Annotated in this window: 13 protein-coding genes and 3 tRNA genes; 7 read left to right on the top strand and 9 right to left on the bottom strand. The window is 69.7% G+C overall.

Going from position 1 to position 16222, the window contains the following annotated elements; translation table 11 throughout:
- Nucleotides 1-47 precede the first annotated feature (47 nt).
- From ACFYWS_RS04980 to ACFYWS_RS04960, 5 genes are all read left to right on the top strand, one after another.
- Nucleotides 48-2945, top strand: a complete 2898-nt coding sequence (locus ACFYWS_RS04980) for a UPF0182 family protein (RefSeq protein WP_389271702.1) — start codon at nucleotides 48-50, stop codon at nucleotides 2943-2945.
- Between the two features lie 47 nt (nucleotides 2946-2992).
- Nucleotides 2993-3066: transfer RNA gene (locus ACFYWS_RS04975), tRNA-Met, on the top strand.
- 228 nt (nucleotides 3067-3294) lie between these two features.
- On the top strand, nucleotides 3295-5091 hold the full coding sequence (locus ACFYWS_RS04970) for a tetratricopeptide repeat protein (RefSeq protein WP_389269646.1): 1797 nt from the start codon (nucleotides 3295-3297) through the stop codon (nucleotides 5089-5091).
- A gap of 56 nt (nucleotides 5092-5147) precedes the next feature.
- Nucleotides 5148-5221 (top strand) — tRNA-Met (locus tag ACFYWS_RS04965).
- Between the two features lie 128 nt (nucleotides 5222-5349).
- Nucleotides 5350-5423 (top strand) — tRNA-Met (locus tag ACFYWS_RS04960).
- 49 nt (nucleotides 5424-5472) lie between these two features.
- On the opposite strand, the gene ACFYWS_RS04955 is transcribed toward ACFYWS_RS04960, so the two are convergent.
- From ACFYWS_RS04955 to ACFYWS_RS04940, 4 genes are all read right to left on the bottom strand, one after another.
- Nucleotides 5473-6609: an ABC transporter substrate-binding protein gene (locus tag ACFYWS_RS04955; RefSeq protein ID WP_389269644.1), complete on the bottom strand. Its 1137-nt coding sequence runs from the start codon at nucleotides 6607-6609 to the stop codon at nucleotides 5473-5475.
- A gap of 32 nt (nucleotides 6610-6641) precedes the next feature.
- A complete protein-coding gene (locus tag ACFYWS_RS04950) occupies nucleotides 6642-7508 on the bottom strand; it encodes an ABC transporter permease (RefSeq protein ID WP_389269642.1) in 867 nt (288 codons plus the stop codon).
- 49 nt (nucleotides 7509-7557) lie between these two features.
- The gene (locus tag ACFYWS_RS04945) at nucleotides 7558-8316 is read right to left on the bottom strand and encodes an ABC transporter ATP-binding protein (RefSeq protein WP_389269640.1); all 759 of its coding nucleotides are present in this window, start codon (nucleotides 8314-8316) and stop codon (nucleotides 7558-7560) included.
- A gap of 142 nt (nucleotides 8317-8458) precedes the next feature.
- Nucleotides 8459-8878 carry a Fur family transcriptional regulator gene (locus ACFYWS_RS04940; protein WP_389269638.1) on the bottom strand — a complete coding sequence of 140 codons (420 nt, stop codon included), beginning with the start codon at nucleotides 8876-8878 and terminating at the stop codon, nucleotides 8459-8461.
- Nucleotides 8879-9015: 137 nt separating this feature from the next.
- Between ACFYWS_RS04940 and katG the strand changes: the two genes are divergently transcribed.
- Complete coding sequence (gene katG, locus ACFYWS_RS04935; protein ID WP_389269636.1) at nucleotides 9016-11229, top strand: catalase/peroxidase HPI; 2214 nt, start codon at nucleotides 9016-9018, stop codon at nucleotides 11227-11229.
- Nucleotides 11230-11303: 74 nt separating this feature from the next.
- Here katG and ACFYWS_RS04930 read toward each other — a convergent pair whose 3' ends face one another.
- Together ACFYWS_RS04930 and hisN are read right to left on the bottom strand one after the other, a co-directional pair.
- Nucleotides 11304-11705 (bottom strand): cyclic nucleotide-binding/CBS domain-containing protein, encoded by a 402-nt coding sequence (locus ACFYWS_RS04930; protein ID WP_389269634.1) that lies wholly within the window; start codon nucleotides 11703-11705, stop codon nucleotides 11304-11306.
- 177 nt (nucleotides 11706-11882) lie between these two features.
- Complete coding sequence (gene hisN, locus ACFYWS_RS04925) at nucleotides 11883-12683, bottom strand: histidinol-phosphatase (protein WP_389269632.1); 801 nt, start codon at nucleotides 12681-12683, stop codon at nucleotides 11883-11885.
- Nucleotides 12684-12837: 154 nt separating this feature from the next.
- Here hisN and ACFYWS_RS04920 point away from each other — a divergent pair, with 154 nt between their 5' ends.
- Nucleotides 12838-13419, top strand: coding sequence for a TetR/AcrR family transcriptional regulator (locus tag ACFYWS_RS04920; RefSeq protein WP_389269630.1), 582 nt, complete (start codon nucleotides 12838-12840; stop codon nucleotides 13417-13419).
- 9 nt (nucleotides 13420-13428) lie between these two features.
- Here the strand turns inward: ACFYWS_RS04920 and ACFYWS_RS04915 are convergent, their stop codons facing one another.
- The 3 genes from ACFYWS_RS04915 to aroA form a co-directional block, all read right to left on the bottom strand.
- Nucleotides 13429-13752 (bottom strand): multidrug efflux SMR transporter, encoded by a 324-nt coding sequence (locus tag ACFYWS_RS04915; protein ID WP_326013912.1) that lies wholly within the window; start codon nucleotides 13750-13752, stop codon nucleotides 13429-13431.
- A 109-nt stretch (nucleotides 13753-13861) separates the two neighbouring features.
- On the bottom strand, nucleotides 13862-14872 hold the full coding sequence (gene rsgA, locus ACFYWS_RS04910) for a ribosome small subunit-dependent GTPase A (RefSeq protein ID WP_389269627.1): 1011 nt from the start codon (nucleotides 14870-14872) through the stop codon (nucleotides 13862-13864).
- Nucleotides 14873-14884: 12 nt separating this feature from the next.
- Nucleotides 14885-16219: a 3-phosphoshikimate 1-carboxyvinyltransferase gene (aroA, locus tag ACFYWS_RS04905; RefSeq protein WP_389269625.1), complete on the bottom strand. Its 1335-nt coding sequence runs from the start codon at nucleotides 16217-16219 to the stop codon at nucleotides 14885-14887.
- Nucleotides 16220-16222 lie beyond the last annotated feature (3 nt).

Raw genomic sequence — 16222 nt, 5'->3', positions numbered from 1 at the left:
CGACCGACCGAATACCGAACTTCGAGGTGCACACCTTGGCTTTCCAGATGCCGGACCGCGGCGGGGGCCCGACGGGACCGCGGATCAGAGTCGGCCGCCCCTCCCGGCGTGCCCGAACGCTGTTGTTGACGCTGGGCGTCCTGGCCGTGCTCGGCATGGTCTTCGTCATGTTCGCCGGATTCTGGACCGATTGGCTTTGGTACCGCTCGGTCAAGTTCTCGTCCGTCTTCACGACTCAACTCTGGACGAAGATCGGGCTCTTCTTCGTCTTCGGACTGCTGATGGCGCTCGCCGTCGGCGTGAACGTCTGGCTGGCGCACCGACTGCGCCCGCCGCTGAGTGCCATGTCGATGGAGCAGCAGAGCCTCGATCGCTACCGCATGGGCATCGCGCCCTTCAAGCGGTGGCTGCTCGTCGGCATCACCGCCCTCGTGGGTCTGATCGCGGGAGCTTCCGCCGCCAGCCAGTGGCGTACGTGGCTGATGTTCGTGAACGGCGTGCCGTTCAACCAGAAGGACCCGCAGTTCCACATGGACGTGTCCTTCTACGCGTTCGACCTGCCCTGGTACCGCTTCCTGCTCGGCTTCGGGTTCGCGGCAGCCGTCATCGGCCTGGTCGCCGCCGCGCTGACGCACTACCTGTACGGCGGCCTGCGGATCACCAGCCCGGGTGCGCGGGCCACGGCCGCGGCGACGGGGCACCTCTCCGTCATGCTGGGCGTGTTCGTCGCCCTGAAGGCGGTCGCGTACTGGCTCGACCGGTACGGGCTCGCGGTGAAGCAGAGCGACTTCAAGGCGACGGACAACTGGACGGGCCTCAGGTACGTCGATGCGAACGCGTATCTGCCGGCGAAGACGATCCTGTTCTGCATCGCCGTCATCTGCGCGATCCTCTTCTTCGCGACCCTGTGGCGGCGCACCTGGCAGCTGCCGGTGATCGGCTTCGGTCTGATGGTGCTCTCGGCGATCCTGATCGGCGGCCTGTACCCGGCCATCGTCCAGAAGTTCCAGGTCCAGCCGAACGAGCAGTCCAAGGAAGCCCCGTACATCAAGAAGAACATCGAGGCGACCCGTAAGGCCTACGGCATCGACAAGGCCAAGCCCGTGGACTACAAGGGCAAGGGTTCGGACGATGCCGACAAGCAGCGGACGGAGTCCGACTCGGCGGCCAGCTACCGGCTCAACGACCCGAACATCGTCTCGCCGACCTTCCAGCAGCTCGAGCAGCAGCGGAAGTACTACCAGTTCCCGACGACCCTGGACGTGGACCGCTACAACGGCCAGGACACCGTGGTCGGCCTGCGTGAGCTGAACCTGAGCAAGCTCGACAAGCGCAACTGGATCAACGACCACTTCGTCTACACGCACGGCTTCGGGGCCGTGACGGCGAAGGGGACGGCGACGTCCGGGGGTGCCCCGCAGTTCACCGAGTCGGGCCTGCCGACCACCGGCGACCTCGGCGACTACAACCAGCGCATCTACTACGGCGAGAAGACGTCGCAGTACTCGATCGTCGGTGGGCCGCAGAAGGAGCTGGACTACGAGCAGGACGACGGCACCCAGAAGACGACCAGCTACAAGGGCAAGGGCGGCGTCAATCTGGCGAACCCGCTCAACCGCGCCGCGTACGCCGTCGCCTTCAGCGAGCCGCAGATCCTCTACTCGGGGGCCATCGGTGAGGGCTCGCGGATCCTCTACAACCGCACTCCCAAGGAGCGCGTCGAGGCCGTCGCGCCGTGGCTGACGATCGACGGGGACCCGTATCCGACGGTCGTGAACGGCAAGATCAAGTGGATCGTCGACGCCTACACGACGTCGAACGGCTATCCCTACGCGTCCCGCACGACGCTGGGCGACAGCACCGCCGACTCGCTCAACGAGGCGGACAGCCAGCGCGCGGTGGTGGCCCAGCAGAACCAGGTCAACTACATCCGCAACTCGGTGAAGGCGACCGTCGACGCGGGCACGGGCGAGGTCAAGCTCTACACGTGGGACGACAAGGACCCGGTCCTGAAGACCTGGAAGAAGGCGTTCCCCGGCACGGTCGAGGACAAGAGCGCGATCCCGGCCTCCTTGAAGGAGCACCTGCGCTACCCGCAGGACATGTTCAAGGTGCAGCGTGAGCTGCTGAGCCTCTACCACGTGACGAACTCGAACCAGTTCTACAACGCGTCCGACGCGTGGCAGGTGCCGAACGACCCGACCAAGAAGGACAACAGCGCGGTCCCGCCGTACTACCTGTCCATGAAGATGCCGGGTCAGACCAGCCAGCAGTTCTCACTGACGACGACGTTCACGCCGAGCGGGCGGCCCAACCTGAGAGCCTTCATGGCGGTCGACGCCGACGCGACGAGTAAGGACTACGGCGCCATAAGGCTGCTCAGAGTCACCGAGGACAAGGTCGCAGGACCCGAGCAGGTGCAGAACACGCTCAACTCCTCGGGCTCCGTGGCCAACTGGGTGCGCGATATGAAGGGCGCCGACTCGACGGTCCTGTACGGCAATCTGCTGACGGTGCCGCTGGACAAGGGCTTCCTCTACGTAGAGCCGATCTACGCCCAGGGCCGCAATGCCGAGTACCCACTCATGCGCAAGGTCGCGGTCAGTTACGGCAACAAGATCGGTTTCGCGGACTCGCTGTCCGAGGCGCTCAACGAGGCCTTCGACGTGAGCGGGGACACGCCTGCCGAGCCGGAGAAGCCCGGCGAGGATCCGCAGACGCCTCAGAACTCGACGGTGAAGGAAGCGCTCGCGGACGCGGACGAGGCCTTCAAGGACGGCCAAGAGGCCCTGAAGGACAACGACTGGACCGCCTACGGCGAGGCCCAGGAGCGGCTGCAGGACGCCTTGGAACGCGCGGAGGACGCGCAGAACAAGGCCGACAAGGCGGCAGGGGACAACAAGAACGACAAGAGCGGCGACAACAAGGAGGCAGCCGGCGGCTGACCGGTCAGATGCCCCCTCCGCGCCGTGGTACGGTTTGGACACAACGGCGCGGGGTGGAGCAGCTCGGTAGCTCGCTGGGCTCATAACCCAGAGGTCGCAGGTTCAAATCCTGTCCCCGCTACTGATGATCGAAGGCTCGGAAGCTAAGGCTTCCGGGCCTTCGGTGCGTCGGGGCCCCTGCTGTCATGAGCCACTGGCATGTGCGAAGCGTGTGCGAACGATGCTCCCCTCGGGGGGAGTTGAGAAAAGCGTGTTTCACTTGTCTCCCTGTGGGCATGTCGACAAAACGCTGAAGTGACCTCACTGGCTGCGGTATACCAGGTGTACCCAGGTTGCAGGTGGTGCGACGATGGACGTTATGGGGGACAAGGCAACTCTGTTGGAGACAGGGCGGTTTGTGCAGTCGACAGATCGGGACGAACCCGGCGAGGCTGCGGAAGAAGCACGCCAGCGGCTGGCCGCGGAGGCCGGCGACGTCGAGGCGATGAGCGTCCTCGGCGCCATGCTGCTGCGCCGCGGAGATCTCATCGGAGCCGAGCCTCTGCTGCGTGCCGCCACGGGCGAGGGTGACCGGGCCGCGGCCAACAATCTCGGAGTCCTGCTCCACCAGCGCGGCTACGCGGACGAGGCCGCCGGCTGGTGGCGCATCGCCGCCGTCGCGGGCTCCGCGCCCGCCGCGCACGCCCTGGGCCGGCACTTCCGCGAGCGCGGCGACGAGCCCGCCGCCGAATACTGGCTGCGTCAGGCCGCCGAGCACGGCCACACGCTGGGCGCGTACGCGCTCGCCGATCTTCTGGAGCACCGCAGCGACGTCGGTGCCGAGCGCTGGATGCGGGTCGCCGCGGAGCGCGGGCACCGCGAGGCCGCGTACCGGCTCGCCCGCGCGCTCGACCGGAAGGGCGGCACCGATGTGCTCGTCTCCGGAGACGGCGGGAATCCCGCGGAGGAGGCCGAGCAGTGGTACCGGCAGGCCTCCGCGCGCGGGCACCGGCGGGCCGCGCTGCACCTCGGTTCGATCCTGGAGAAGCGCGGCGAGCTGAAGGAGGCCGGGCGCTGGTACCTGACGTCCGCCAAGGACGGCGAGGCGCGCGCCGCGTGCGCCCTCGCGTTCCTGCTGCGCGACGCGGGCGACGAGGAGAGCGCCGCCGTGTGGTGGCTGCGGGCTGCCCAGGACGGCGACGGCAACGCGGCGAACGCGCTGGGCGCCCTGCACGCCGAGCGCGGTGAGACGCAGACCGCCGAGCGCTGGTACCGCGCGGCCATGGACGCGGGAGACAACAACGGCGCGTACAACCTCGGCCTGCTCTGCGCCGAACAGAAGCGCACCGCGCAGGCCGAGGGCTGGTACCGCCGTGCGGCCTACGCGGGTCACCGTGAGGCGGCCAACGCGCTGGCGGTGCTGCTCCTGCAGAACGGGGACGCGGTCGGCGCCGAGCCCTGGTTCTCCAAGGCGGCGGAGGCCGGGAGCGTCGACGCGGCGTTCAACCTGGGGATCCTGTACGCGAGTCGGGACGACGAGGCGGCAGCGCTCCAGTGGTACGAGCGGGCCGCGGCCGGTGGGCACACCGAGGCGGCGCTGCAGGCCGGGATCGCGCGGCAGCGTGAGGGCGACGAGCCGGCCGCCGAGCGGCACCTGCGGTGTGCGGCCGGGGGCGGCAGCGGCGAGGCCGCGTACCGGCTCGCCTCGCTGCTCGATGTGCGGCGGCCGCCCGCTGTTCGGCACGAGCTGGGGGAGCCCGTCACCGAGAAGAGCGAGTGCGAGGAGTGGTACGAGCGGGCCGCCGAGCACGGGCACCGGCGTGCGCAGGTGCGGGTCGGGATGCTGGCCGCCGCGCGCGGCGACGTGGTGGAGGCGGCGCGGTGGTACCGGGAGGCCGCGGAGGCCGGGTCGCGCAACGGGGCGTTCAACCTTGGGCTGTTGCTCGCCCGGGAGGGGAGCGAGCCGGAGGCGGCGCTCTGGTGGACGCGGGCGGCCGGTGCGGGGCACGGGCGGGCGGCGCTTCGGCTCGCGCTGCTGTGCGCGCGGCGCGGTGACCTCGCCGAGGGCCAGAAGTGGGCGTCCCGGGCGGTCGAGTTGGGCCCCGCGGAGGTCGCGGAGCGGGCCGGGCGGTTGCGGGACGCGTTGCGGCAGGAGCTGTCGGCGTAGCGCGCGGAGGCGATTCGCGCTGGTGGGGGGTACTGCCGTAGTGTTCATTTCAACGGCGCGGGGTGGAGCAGCTCGGTAGCTCGCTGGGCTCATAACCCAGAGGTCGCAGGTTCAAATCCTGTCCCCGCTACTGAAAGCCTGAGGCCCGGATCCTTCAAGGATCCGGGCCTCACGCATGTCCGGAGCGGAAGTGTCCCTGGGTGCCCTCGGATGTGATTTGCGCTGGTCGGAGGCGTGCCGTAGTGTTCATTTCAACGGCGCGGGGTGGAGCAGCTCGGTAGCTCGCTGGGCTCATAACCCAGAGGTCGCAGGTTCAAATCCTGTCCCCGCTACTGAAAGTCCGAGGCCCGGATCCTTCAAGGATCCGGGCCTCGGACGTTTTCACGGCTTGTGGCCGACGGCCTCCTCGTACAGCTTCCTGTTCACCGTCTTCGACTCCGGCAGCGGATCGCCCTCGGAGACGCCCGCCGCCTTGTACGCGGCCTGCAGCCGGTCCGTCGTGCCGGAGCGGATCTCCCAGTCCATCCGAAGCGACGGCGTCTCCTGAAGGACCTTCTTGTCCGTCTTCAGGAGGCGGGCCAGTTCGGCGACGAAGGCGGGGTCCTTCTTGTAGTCGTCCCGGAAGTACGTGTTCACGGTGCGGATGTACGCGCGCAGGAACGCGACGCCCGCGTCCGGGTCCTTGCTGAGGAGGTTCGGCCCGTACAGGAGGCCGCCGAGCGGCTCGCCCTGGGGCTGGCCGCCGAGGAACGCGTAGCGCTTGTCGCCGTCGACCTTGCGCCAGATCGGGTCGAGGAGCCAGGCCGAGTCGACCCCGCCGTTCTGCAGTCCGGTCAGAACGTCGGCCGAGCCGAGCTGCTGGAACTGGATCTTGTTGAGGCCGCCGCCGTGCTCCTTCAGGGCGATGTTCATCGGGTACGAGGCGACCGACCCCTTGCCGATCAGCGTGCCCATCTTCTTGCCCGCCATCCGGACCTGGGACGCGCTCTGCCCCTGCTTGAGGCGCACCCAGAGCCCGCTCTTGGACTTGGGGTCGGGGGAGAAGTTGCCGGACACCCACTTGATGTCGAAGCCGCCGAGGATGCCGTTCATGACCGCCGCCTCCGGGGCGGCCCACTGGGCGTCGATCTCGCCCTTGGCGAGGAGGGGGAGGGCGTCGGGTGTCGGGAGGACCTTCAGCTTCACGTCCAGGCCCTCCTTCTTGAACTCGCCCTTCTTGACGGCCATTTCGAGCGGGGCCACGTACTCGGCGCTCAGCGTGCCCGTCGCGATCGTCAGCTCGCGGGGCTTGGCGAGCTTGACCGGGGCGGGGGCGCCCTTGTCGCAGCGGGCGGGATCGCGGTCGGGGGAGCGGTCCGCCGGATCCGTCCAGGAGCCCTTGCCGCAGCCCGCGACCGCCTTGATCGCGCGGGGCTTCGCGGCCGCGTCGGACGGGGCGTCGGTCTTGGCGCAGGACGTCGTGCCGAGCAGCAGGGCGCCGGCCGCGATCAGGGTCGTACCTACGTATCTGGTGCGCATGGAGCCTCCGTACGGGGTGCGAATGGTGGGCGTCAGGACTGGCCGCGGCCGCGGTCGCGTGGGGCCCAGGGGGTGAGGAACCGGCCTGCCAGGCGCACCAGTTCGGAGAAGAGGACGCCGAGGGCGGCGACGCAGACGATGCCGACGAACATCACGTCGTTCTGGAAGAGGGCGCGGGCGTCGAAGATCAGATGGCCCAGGCCGTCGTTCGCGGCGATCTGTTCCGAGGCGACGATGACCAGGACCGCGACGCCCGCCGCGATGCGCGCGCCGACGAGGACGGCGGGGAGCGAGGCGGGCAGCAGGACGTGCCGGAACATCTGCCAGGGGGAGGCGCCGAAGACCTGTCCCGCGTCCCGGTGGCCGATGGGGACGGAGATGACCGCCGCCATCGTCGAGATCCACACGAAGAAGAAGACCGTCGCCGCGACGAGTGCGATCTGCGGCCCCTCGCCCAGGCCGAACATGTTCAGGAAGATCGGCAGGAGGGCGAGTTTCGGCACTACGTAGAGGGCGTCCAGGAGGGGTTCGAGTGCCGCGCGGACCAGGGAGATCGAGCCCATGAGGAGGCCGAGGAGGTAGCCCGACACCGTGCCGATGACGTAGCCGGCGAGGACCCGTTTCAGGGTGGCCCAGACGTCCGGCCACAGTTCGCCGTCGGCCGCGCGCTGCCAGCCGTCGGCGAGGATCGTGGACGGGGCCGGGTAGATGCGCTCGTCGATCCAGGACTGGGAGGCCGCGAGCTGCCAGAGCAGGATCAGGACCACGGGGACCGCGATCGCGAGGGAGAGTTCGAGGGCGCGGCGCCTGCGCCGTGCGCGGACGGGGTGGAGCTCCTCGGGGCCGGGGGCGCGGACCAGCAGGTCGTCCGTGGCCTTGGTCGGAATGAGGTTGGTCATGGGCGCAGCCCCTTCATTGAAAGGGCGGTGGTGGGTGGCGGGAGGGAACTCATGCCGGGACCGCCTCCTGGTGCACCTCGCCGCGCAGCAGGTCCCACAACTCGCCCTTCAGGGAGGTGAATTCGGGGGTGTCGCGGATGTCTCCGGTGCGCGGGCGCTCGAACGGCGGCGTGCGCTCGGCGATCACGCGGCCAGGGCGGGCCGACATCACCAGGACACGGTCGCCGAGGACGATCGCCTCCTCCAGGCTGTGCGTGATGAAGAGCGTGGTGGTCCGCGTCGTCTGCGTGAGCGCCAGAAGCTCGTCCTGGAGGATCGTGCGGAGCTGGGCGTCGAGGGCCGCGAAGGGCTCGTCCATGAGGAGGATCTCCGGCTCCACGGCCAGCGCCCGCGCGATCGCGACGCGCTGGCGCATGCCGCCGGAGAGGGCGGACGGGTAGGCGTCGGCGAAGTCGGCGAGGCCCATCCGGGCGAGCCAGTCGCGGGCGCGGGCGTTCGCCTCCTTGCGCGGGGTCTTCTGGATGTCGAGGCCGAAGCGGACGTTGGCCAGGACGGTCTTCCAGTCGTAGATCCCGTAGTCCTGGAAGATCATGGCTGCCGGGCGGGGGCTCGTCGTACGGATCTCCAGGGTGCCGCTGGAGGGGCGGGTGAGGCCCGCGGCTATCCGGAGCAGGGTGGACTTCCCGCAGCCGGAGGGGCCGACCACGCAGACGAACTCGCCGGGGGTGACCTTCAGGTCGAGTGGTCCGAGGGCGTGCGTGGTGCCGAAAGTCCTGGTGAGTGCGCGGGCTTGGAGCTTGGGGTGCATGGGCCCTCCGGGGTGCGGCGGATTCTCGTGGGCGATCGCGAGAATATGACGACCCGTCAGATTGCGGAAGGGGGTGCGTGGTTGACTCATGCAACGCAAAAGGCCCGCACCTCGCGGTGCGGGCCTTGCGGAGGGGGGAGGGCTACGCCTTCGCGGCGCAGTTCGGGCACAGGCCCCGGTAGGTGACCTCGACGTCCGAGATCGTGAAGCCGAAGCGCTCGTCGGACGGCAGGGCCGTCAGCGGGTTGCCCGTCGGGTGCACGTCGCGGATCTGGCCGCACACGTCGCAGACCAGGTGCTGGTGCGGGCGGTGAGCGTTCGGGTCGTAGCGCTTGGCGCGCTTGTCCGTCGCGACCTCGATCACCTCGCCGAGCGAGACCATCTCGCCCAGCGTGTTGTAGACGGTCGCCCGCGAGATCTCGGGGAGCTTCGCCGTCGCGCGGGCGTGCACCTCGTCAGCGGTGAGGTGCACATGGTCCCCGTTGAGCACCTCGGCCACGACGCGCCGCTGGGCGGTCATACGCCAGCCGCGTCCGCGCAGTCGTTCCAACAGGTCACTCATGAGGACCAGCCTAACAGTGAGGGGGCCTAAGCCCCGATTGGGTGTGACTTTGGAGCTTTCCTTGACTTAGACATTGTCCATTGTAGGATCAGGCTCGGCTATAGCCAAGCGACAGGACGACTCGGGAAGGGCCCCCAATGTCCGAGAATCACGAAGAATTTGTCACGGACCCCAACGCGGAGGCGGGTGGTTGTCCGGTCGGGCACGGCCGAGCCGCGCATCCGACGCAGGGCGGCGGCAACCGGCAGTGGTGGCCTGAGAGCCTCAATCTGAAGATCCTTGCGAAGAACCCGGCCGTGGTGAACCCGCTGGGTGAGGAGTTCGACTACGCCGAGGCGTTCAACTCCCTGGACCTCGCGGCCGTGAAGCGCGACGTCGCCGAGGTCCTGACCACCTCGAAGGACTGGTGGCCCGCCGACTTCGGGCACTATGGCCCGCTGATGATCCGTATGGCCTGGCACTCCGCCGGTACGTACCGGATCAGCGACGGCCGCGGTGGCGCGGGCGCGGGCCAGCAGCGTTTCGCCCCGCTCAACAGCTGGCCGGACAACGGGAACCTGGACAAGGCCCGCCGGCTGCTCTGGCCCGTGAAGAAGAAGTACGGCCAGAACATCTCCTGGGCCGACCTTCTGATCCTCACCGGCAATGTCGCCCTGGAGACCATGGGCTTCGAGACCTTCGGCTTCGCCGGCGGCCGCGCCGACGTGTGGGAGCCGGACGAGGACGTCTACTGGGGCCCCGAGCAGATCTGGCTCGACGACAAGCGCTACACGGGCGACCGCGACCTCGAGGACCCGCTCGGCGCCGTCCAGATGGGCCTCATCTACGTCAACCCCGAGGGTCCCAACGGGAACCCGGACCCGATCGCCGCGGCCCGCGACATCCGTGAGACGTTCCGCCGCATGGCGATGAACGACGAGGAGACCGTCGCCCTCATCGCCGGTGGCCACACCTTCGGCAAGACGCACGGAGCGGGTGACGCGGACCTCGTCGGCGCCGAGCCCGAGGGCGCGCCCATGCAGCAGATGGGCCTCGGCTGGAAGTCGGGGCACGGCTCCGGCAAGGGCCGCGACGCCATCACCTCCGGCCTTGAGGTGACCTGGACCGAGACGCCCACCCAGTGGAGCAACTATTTCTTCAAGAACCTCTTCGAGTACGAGTACGAGCTCACGCAGTCGCCGGCCGGCGCCAACCAGTGGGTGGCGAAGAACGCCGAGGCGATCATCCCGGACCCCGAGGACTCCTCGGTCAAGCGTCTGCCCACGATGCTCACCACGGACCTCTCGCTGAAGCTCGACCCGGTCTACGAGCCGATCTCGCGGCGCTTCTACGAGAACCCGGAGGAGTTCGCGGACGCCTTCGCCCGTGCCTGGTACAAGCTGACGCACCGCGACCTGGGCCCCGTCGTCCGCTACCTCGGCCCGGAGGTTCCCTCCGAGGAGCTGCTCTGGCAGGACCCGCTGCCGGCGCGTGAGGGCGCGGTCATCGACGCCGCCGACATCGCCACGCTCAAGCAGCAGGTCCTCGCCTCGGACCTCACGGTCCCGCAGCTGGTGTCCGCCGCCTGGGCCTCCGCCTCCACCTTCCGCGGTGGCGACAAGCGCGGCGGTGCCAACGGCGCCCGTATCCGCCTGGAGCCGCAGCGCGGCTGGGAGGTCAACAACCCGGAGAGCCTCGCCCAGGTGCTCCGCGTGCTCGAGGGCATCCAGGAGTCCTTCAACGTCGCAGGCGGAAAGAAGGTCTCCCTGGCCGACCTGATCGTGCTCGCGGGTTCCGCGGCCGTCGAGCAGGCCGCCAAGGACGGCGGCGTCCAGGTCGAGGTGCCGTTCACGGCGGGCCGTGTCGACGCCTCGCAGGAGCAGACGGACATCGAGTCCTTCGCGCCTCTCGAGCCGAAGGCCGACGGCTTCCGCAACTACGTGGGCAAGGCCAACCGCCTCCCGGCGGAGTTCCTGCTCACCGACAAGGCGAACCTGCTGACCCTCAGCGCGCCCGAGATGACCGTCCTCCTCGGCGGTCTGCGCGTCATCGGGATCAACGCGAACCAGTCGAAGCACGGCGTCCTGACCGACCGTCCGGGCACGCTGAGCAACGACTTCTTCGTCAACATCACCGACATCGACACCCAGTGGGAGTCGACGTCGTCCGCGCAGGACGAGTTCGAGGGCCGCGACGCCTCGGGGCAGGTCAAGTGGACCGGCACCCGCGCCGACCTGGTCTTCGGCGCCAACTCCGAGCTGCGCGCGCTCGCCGAGGTGTACGCGAGCGACGACGCCAAGGAGAAGTTCGTGAAGGACTTCGTCGCGGCGTGGGTCAAGGTCATGGACCTCGACCGGTTCGACGTGCGCTGATCGAGAACTGCTGAGCAGACAGGGCCGGTTCCCTTCGGGGGACCGGCCCTGTCTGTCGTGTCCGAGCGTCGCTGCTACGCCGTGAGCGGGGCGGGTTGTCGTCGGGCCGGGGCCCAGCGGCGGATGATGTCGCGGACCGAGACGATGCCGACCGGCTCCTGTCCGTCGAGCACGATGAGATGCCGGAAGCCGCCGTGCGCCATGGCGGCCGCGGCCTCCTCCACGGTCCACGACGGGGCGGCGAAGACGACGTCCGCGGTGGTGTGGGCGCCCGCGGTCTCCAGGTCCGGATCCTGGTTCTGGCCGAGAGAGTTGAGGATGTCGCGCTCGGTCAGGATCCCGACGCCGATGCCGTCCGGGTCGAGGACGACGGCGGCGCCGACGCGGCGTGCCGACATCAGCCGGGCCGCCTGGCGCAGGGTGTGGGTGGGGCCGATGGTGAGGACCATCGTGCTCATGGCGTCACGGACGAGCATGGATGGAGCCACCTTCCTGTGTGAGGTACTTGCGGCACCGGGTCCGTACGGAACGAGAAACGGTTCACAAGTTCACAAGTGGGGGGACTCTCAGAGTTGCAGGCAAAGGGAGCGTCAACAAGGGGGCGCGGGGAGCGAGTTCAGGGGCGCAAGCAGCTCAACCCGCGCTCACCGCACTCACACCGAAGCGCGCAGGTAGCTCAGCAACTGGTCGTGGAGCAGGCCGTTCGAGGCCGCCGCGTTACCGCTGTGCGGGCCGGGACGCCCGTCGAGCCCCGTGTAGCTGCCGCCCGCCTCGGACACGACGATCGACGGCGCCGCCATGTCCCACAAGGAGAGCTCCGGTTCGGCGCACATGTCGATCGACCCGTCGGCGACCATCATGTACGGCCAGAAGTCCCCGTAGCCACGCGTGCGCCACACGGCCCGCGTCAGATCGAGGAACCCGTCGAGCCTGCCCTCCTCCTCCCAGCCGGTCAGCGAGGAGTACGCGAACGAGGCGTCCTCAAGACGGCCCACCTTGGAGACGTGGATGCGCGACGCCGAGGTCAGGCTGCGGCCCGTGTACGCGCCCGCCCCCTTCGCCGCCCACCAGCGACGCTGGAGGGCCGGGGCGGAGACCACGCCGACGACCGGCTGGTAGCCGCCCTCGCCCGCCTCCATCAGGGAGATCAGCGTGGCCCAGACCGGGACGCCGCGCACGTAGTTCTTGGTCCCGTCGATCGGGTCGATGACCCAGCGGCGCGGGCCCGTGCCCTGGATGCCGTACTCCTCGCCCAGGACGGCGTCCCGCGGCCGTGCCCGTTGGAGGTTGCCGCGGATCAGCTCCTCGGCAGCCTTGTCGGCCTCGCTCACCGGAGTCATGTCCGGCTTGGTCTCCACCTTCAGGTCGAGGGCCTTGAACCGGTCCATCGTCGCGGCATCGGCGACGTCCGCGAGGACATGGGCGAGACGCAGATCATCTTGGTAGTCGGGCATGAGTGAACAGTATCGATCGCGGTACGCCGACTTCTACAGGGACCGATCCGGCGGCGGGCCCGGTGTGCTCGACGAGAGGCCTTGACACCGCTTAAGAGCGCGTCAACTCTGGCCACACAGGCCTTACGAAACCCGGCGAACCGGGGAGGCGACGATGCCTGCAGCGCGGGAATCCCTACTGGAAGCGGCCTACACGGCGCTCGCGCGGCGACCGTGGGGCGGCGTGCGGATGGTCGACGTGGCGGCGGTCGCCGGGGTCTCCCGGCAGACCCTCTACAACGAGTTCGGCAGCAAGGAGGGACTCGCGCGCGCCCTCGTACGCCGGGAGGCCGACGCCTATCTCGCGGGCGTGGACCGGGCGTTGAAGGAAGGCGGGCTCGATGGCGTTGCCGAGTGGACCGTCACCAGCGCGCGGCGCAATCCGCTGGTGCGGGCCGCGCTCACCGGATGCTGGAGCGCACGCCTGCCCTCGCCGACGCTGTCCGCCGTGCCGTCCTCCTCGTCCGTGCCGGCCCAGCGCAGAGCGGACGGGCCGCTGCCGGCGCCCGGCGACTTCGTGGTCGCCGTGCGGGACCGGAGCGTGGCAGCGCTCGGCGTGCCGGGCGTGGCCAAGAGCGAGGCGGAGGCGCTGGCGCGGGACTGCGAGGTGGCGATGCGGCTCGCGCTGTCGTGCGTCATGGCGCCGCCGGGTGAGGGCGGGGCCGCGCGGATGGTGCGAGAGGCAGTACGCCGGTAGGACGGACGCTCAGTGCGCCGAGCCCGAGAGCTGCAGGCCGATCACGCCCGCGATCACCAGGCTGATCGAGACGAGCTTGAGGACCGAGACCACGTCGCCGAGGAAGACCATGCCGTAGATCGCCGTGCCGGCCGCGCCGATGCCCGTCCACACCGCGTACGCGGGACCCACGTCGAGCTTCTTCAGGGAGAGCGTGAGGAGCCCGAAGCTGCCGAGGGCGAACGCGGCGAACGCGACCGTTGGCCACAGCCGCGTGAAGCCGTGGGAGAGCTTCAGGCAGACGGCGAATCCGGTCTCCAGGATCCCCGCGACGACGACCAGCAGCCACGCCATGTCCTTGTGCCTCCCGCGTTCCACTGATCTCTGAATGTCTGCGATCTTGCGTCCGGCTTGGTGCGATTATGCCCTTACCTGTACGGCGCGGTGGCAAACAAGTGCGAGTTCAGTCGCCGTCCCTGCGCTCCCGGGTCGCGAGGAGGCGGCGCAGCGAGTACAGCCGGGCCGGATCCGCGTGCCCCTCCTCCACGTAGGCGTCGAGGGCGCAGTCCGGCTCGTCGTGGCTGCACGCGCGCGGGCAGTTCTCCGTGCCCGGCTCCAGGTCCGGGAAGGCCTTGATGACGCGCGAGGGGTCCACGTGGTGCAGCCCGAACGACCGCACGCCGGGCGTGTCGACGACCCAGCCCGCGTCCCCCGACAGCGGCAGCGCGAGCGCCGACGTCGTCGTGTGCCTGCCGCGCCCTGTCACCGCGTTCACATGCCCCGTCGTACGCCGCTGATCGTCCGGCACCAGGGCGTTGACCAGCGTCGTCTTCCCGACACCGGAGTGGCCGACGAACGCCGTGATCTTCCCGTCGAGCTGCTCGCGCACCCGCGCCACGGCCGTACCGTCCTCCAGCTCCTCGCGGCTCGTGACGACGTACGGGATGTCGAGCGCCCCGTACAGCTCGAGCATCTTGTCCGGCGGGGCCAGGTCCGACTTCGTCAGGACGAGGAGCGGGGTGAGGCCGCCGTCGAACGCCGCCACCAGGCAGCGGTCGATCATGCGCGGGCGCGGCTCCGGGTCGGCGAGCGCGGTGACGATGGCCAGCTGGTCGGCATTGGCGACGACCACCCGCTCGTACGGGTCGTCGTCGTCCGCCGTGCGGCGCAGCAGGGAGCTGCGCCCACCGATGCGGACGATGCGCGCGAGGGTGTCCTTCTTGCCGGACAGATCACCGACGACGGAGACCCGGTCGCCCACGACCGCCGCCTTGCGGCCCAGCTCACGGGCCTTCATCGCGGTCACCGGGACGTCGTCGATGAGGACGGTGAGGCGGCCGCGGTCGACCGTGAGGACCATGCCCTCGGCCGCGTCCTCGTGCTTGGGACGGATGTTGCTCCGCGGCCGGTTGCCCTTGCGGTTCGGGCGCTGGCGGATGTCGTCCTCGTCGGTGTGCTTGCCGTAGCGGCGCATCGCGGTGTGCCCCTACGCCCGGTCGGTCCCGAGCATCGCGGCCCACATGTCGGGGAAGTCCGGCAGCGTCTTCGCGGTGGTCGCCACGTTCTCGATCTGTACGTCCTTGACCGCGAGGCCGATGATCGCGCCCGCGGTGGCCATGCGGTGGTCGTCGTACGTGTGGAAGATCCCGCCGTGCAGCTTGCGCGGGCGGATGTGAAGACCGTCGGAGGTCTCCGTCACGTCACCGCCCAGCTCGTTGATCTCCTTGGTGAGCGCGGCCAGCCGGTCCGTCTCGTGCAGGCGCAGGTGGGCGACGCCGCGCAGGGTGGACGGGGAGTCGGCCAGGGCGGCCACCGCGGCGATGCCGGGGGTCAGCTCGCCGACCTCGCTCAGGTCGACGTCAATGCCGTGGATCGAGCCGGAGCCGGTGAATTCGAGGCCCCGCTCGGTCAGTTCACAGCGACCGCCCATCTGCGTGAAGATGTCCCGCAGCGCGTCGCCGGGCTGCGTGGTGTGCTCCGGCCAGTCGGGGATCGTCACCTTGCCGCCGGTGATCAGGGCCGCGGCCAGGAACGGCTGGGCGTTCGAGAGGTCCGGCTCGATGGTGATGTCCCGGCCGAGCAGGGCGCCGGGCGTGACCCGCCACACGTTCGGCTCGCCGCCCGACTCCGGGGTGTCGACCTGGGCGCCGACCGCGCGCAGCATGTCGACCGTCATGCGGATGTGCGGCATGGAGGGGAGCGCCGAGCCCGTGTGCCGGACCTCGACCCCCTGGTTGAAGCGCGGGCCCGACAGCAGCAGGGCCGAGACGAACTGGGACGACGACGAAGCGTCGATCTCCACCGGGCCGCCCTCCAGGGCGCCCCCGCCGTGCACCGTCAGCGGCAGCGCGCCGGGGCTCCCGAAATCGCGATCGTCGATCCGGGCGCCGAGCGCGCGCAGCGCGTCGATCACGCCGTGCAGCGGACGCTCGTACGAACGGGGGTCGCCGTCGAACCGGATCGGCCCGTCGGCGAGCGTGGCGACCGGCGGCAGGAAGCGCATCACGGTGCCCGCGTTGCCGACGTCGACCGTGACGGGTCCCTGAAGGCCGGACGGGATGACGCGCCACGCCTCACCCGACCCGTCGGGCCCCACGCCTTCCTCGATGCCCACGCCCATCTCGCGCAGCGCGGCCGCCATCAGCAGCGTGTCGCGGGAGCGCAGCGGGCGGCGCAGCCAGCCCGGCTCCGCGGCGAGCGCGGCGAGCACGAGTGCCCGGTTGGTGACGGATTTGGATCCCGGCACCTGAACAGTCGCGTCGACGGCTCCGCTCGCGAGAGGGGCGGGCCAGAGGGCGGTGTGGGCCGGATTCGTGGTCATGCC

Origin of the sequence: Streptomyces sp. NPDC002795, from assembly GCF_042888725.1 — a bacterium.
GTDB lineage: Bacteria > Actinomycetota > Actinomycetes > Streptomycetales > Streptomycetaceae > Streptomyces.
This window is presented reverse-complemented; position numbering and strand designations above follow the sequence as displayed.

Coding starts and splice junctions, on each gene's coding strand:
- ACFYWS_RS04920 (WP_389269630.1), top strand. CDS start 12,838: ATGCCTGCAGCGCGGGAATCCCTACTGGAAGCGGCCTACACGGCGCTC.
- ACFYWS_RS04980 (WP_389271702.1), top strand. CDS start 48: ATGCCGGACCGCGGCGGGGGCCCGACGGGACCGCGGATCAGAGTCGGC.
- ACFYWS_RS04915 (WP_326013912.1), bottom strand. CDS start 13,752: ATGGCGTGGCTGCTGGTCGTCGTCGCGGGGATCCTGGAGACCGGATTC.
- ACFYWS_RS04955 (WP_389269644.1), bottom strand. CDS start 6,609: ATGCGCACCAGATACGTAGGTACGACCCTGATCGCGGCCGGCGCCCTG.
- ACFYWS_RS04945 (WP_389269640.1), bottom strand. CDS start 8,316: ATGCACCCCAAGCTCCAAGCCCGCGCACTCACCAGGACTTTCGGCACC.
- rsgA (WP_389269627.1), bottom strand. CDS start 14,872: ATGCGCCGCTACGGCAAGCACACCGACGAGGACGACATCCGCCAGCGC.
- ACFYWS_RS04930 (WP_389269634.1), bottom strand. CDS start 11,705: ATGCTCGTCCGTGACGCCATGAGCACGATGGTCCTCACCATCGGCCCC.
- ACFYWS_RS04950 (WP_389269642.1), bottom strand. CDS start 7,508: ATGACCAACCTCATTCCGACCAAGGCCACGGACGACCTGCTGGTCCGC.
- ACFYWS_RS04970 (WP_389269646.1), top strand. CDS start 3,295: ATGGACGTTATGGGGGACAAGGCAACTCTGTTGGAGACAGGGCGGTTT.
- aroA (WP_389269625.1), bottom strand. CDS start 16,219: ATGACCACGAATCCGGCCCACACCGCCCTCTGGCCCGCCCCTCTCGCG.
- katG (WP_389269636.1), top strand. CDS start 9,016: ATGTCCGAGAATCACGAAGAATTTGTCACGGACCCCAACGCGGAGGCG.
- ACFYWS_RS04940 (WP_389269638.1), bottom strand. CDS start 8,878: ATGAGTGACCTGTTGGAACGACTGCGCGGACGCGGCTGGCGTATGACC.
- hisN (WP_389269632.1), bottom strand. CDS start 12,683: ATGCCCGACTACCAAGATGATCTGCGTCTCGCCCATGTCCTCGCGGAC.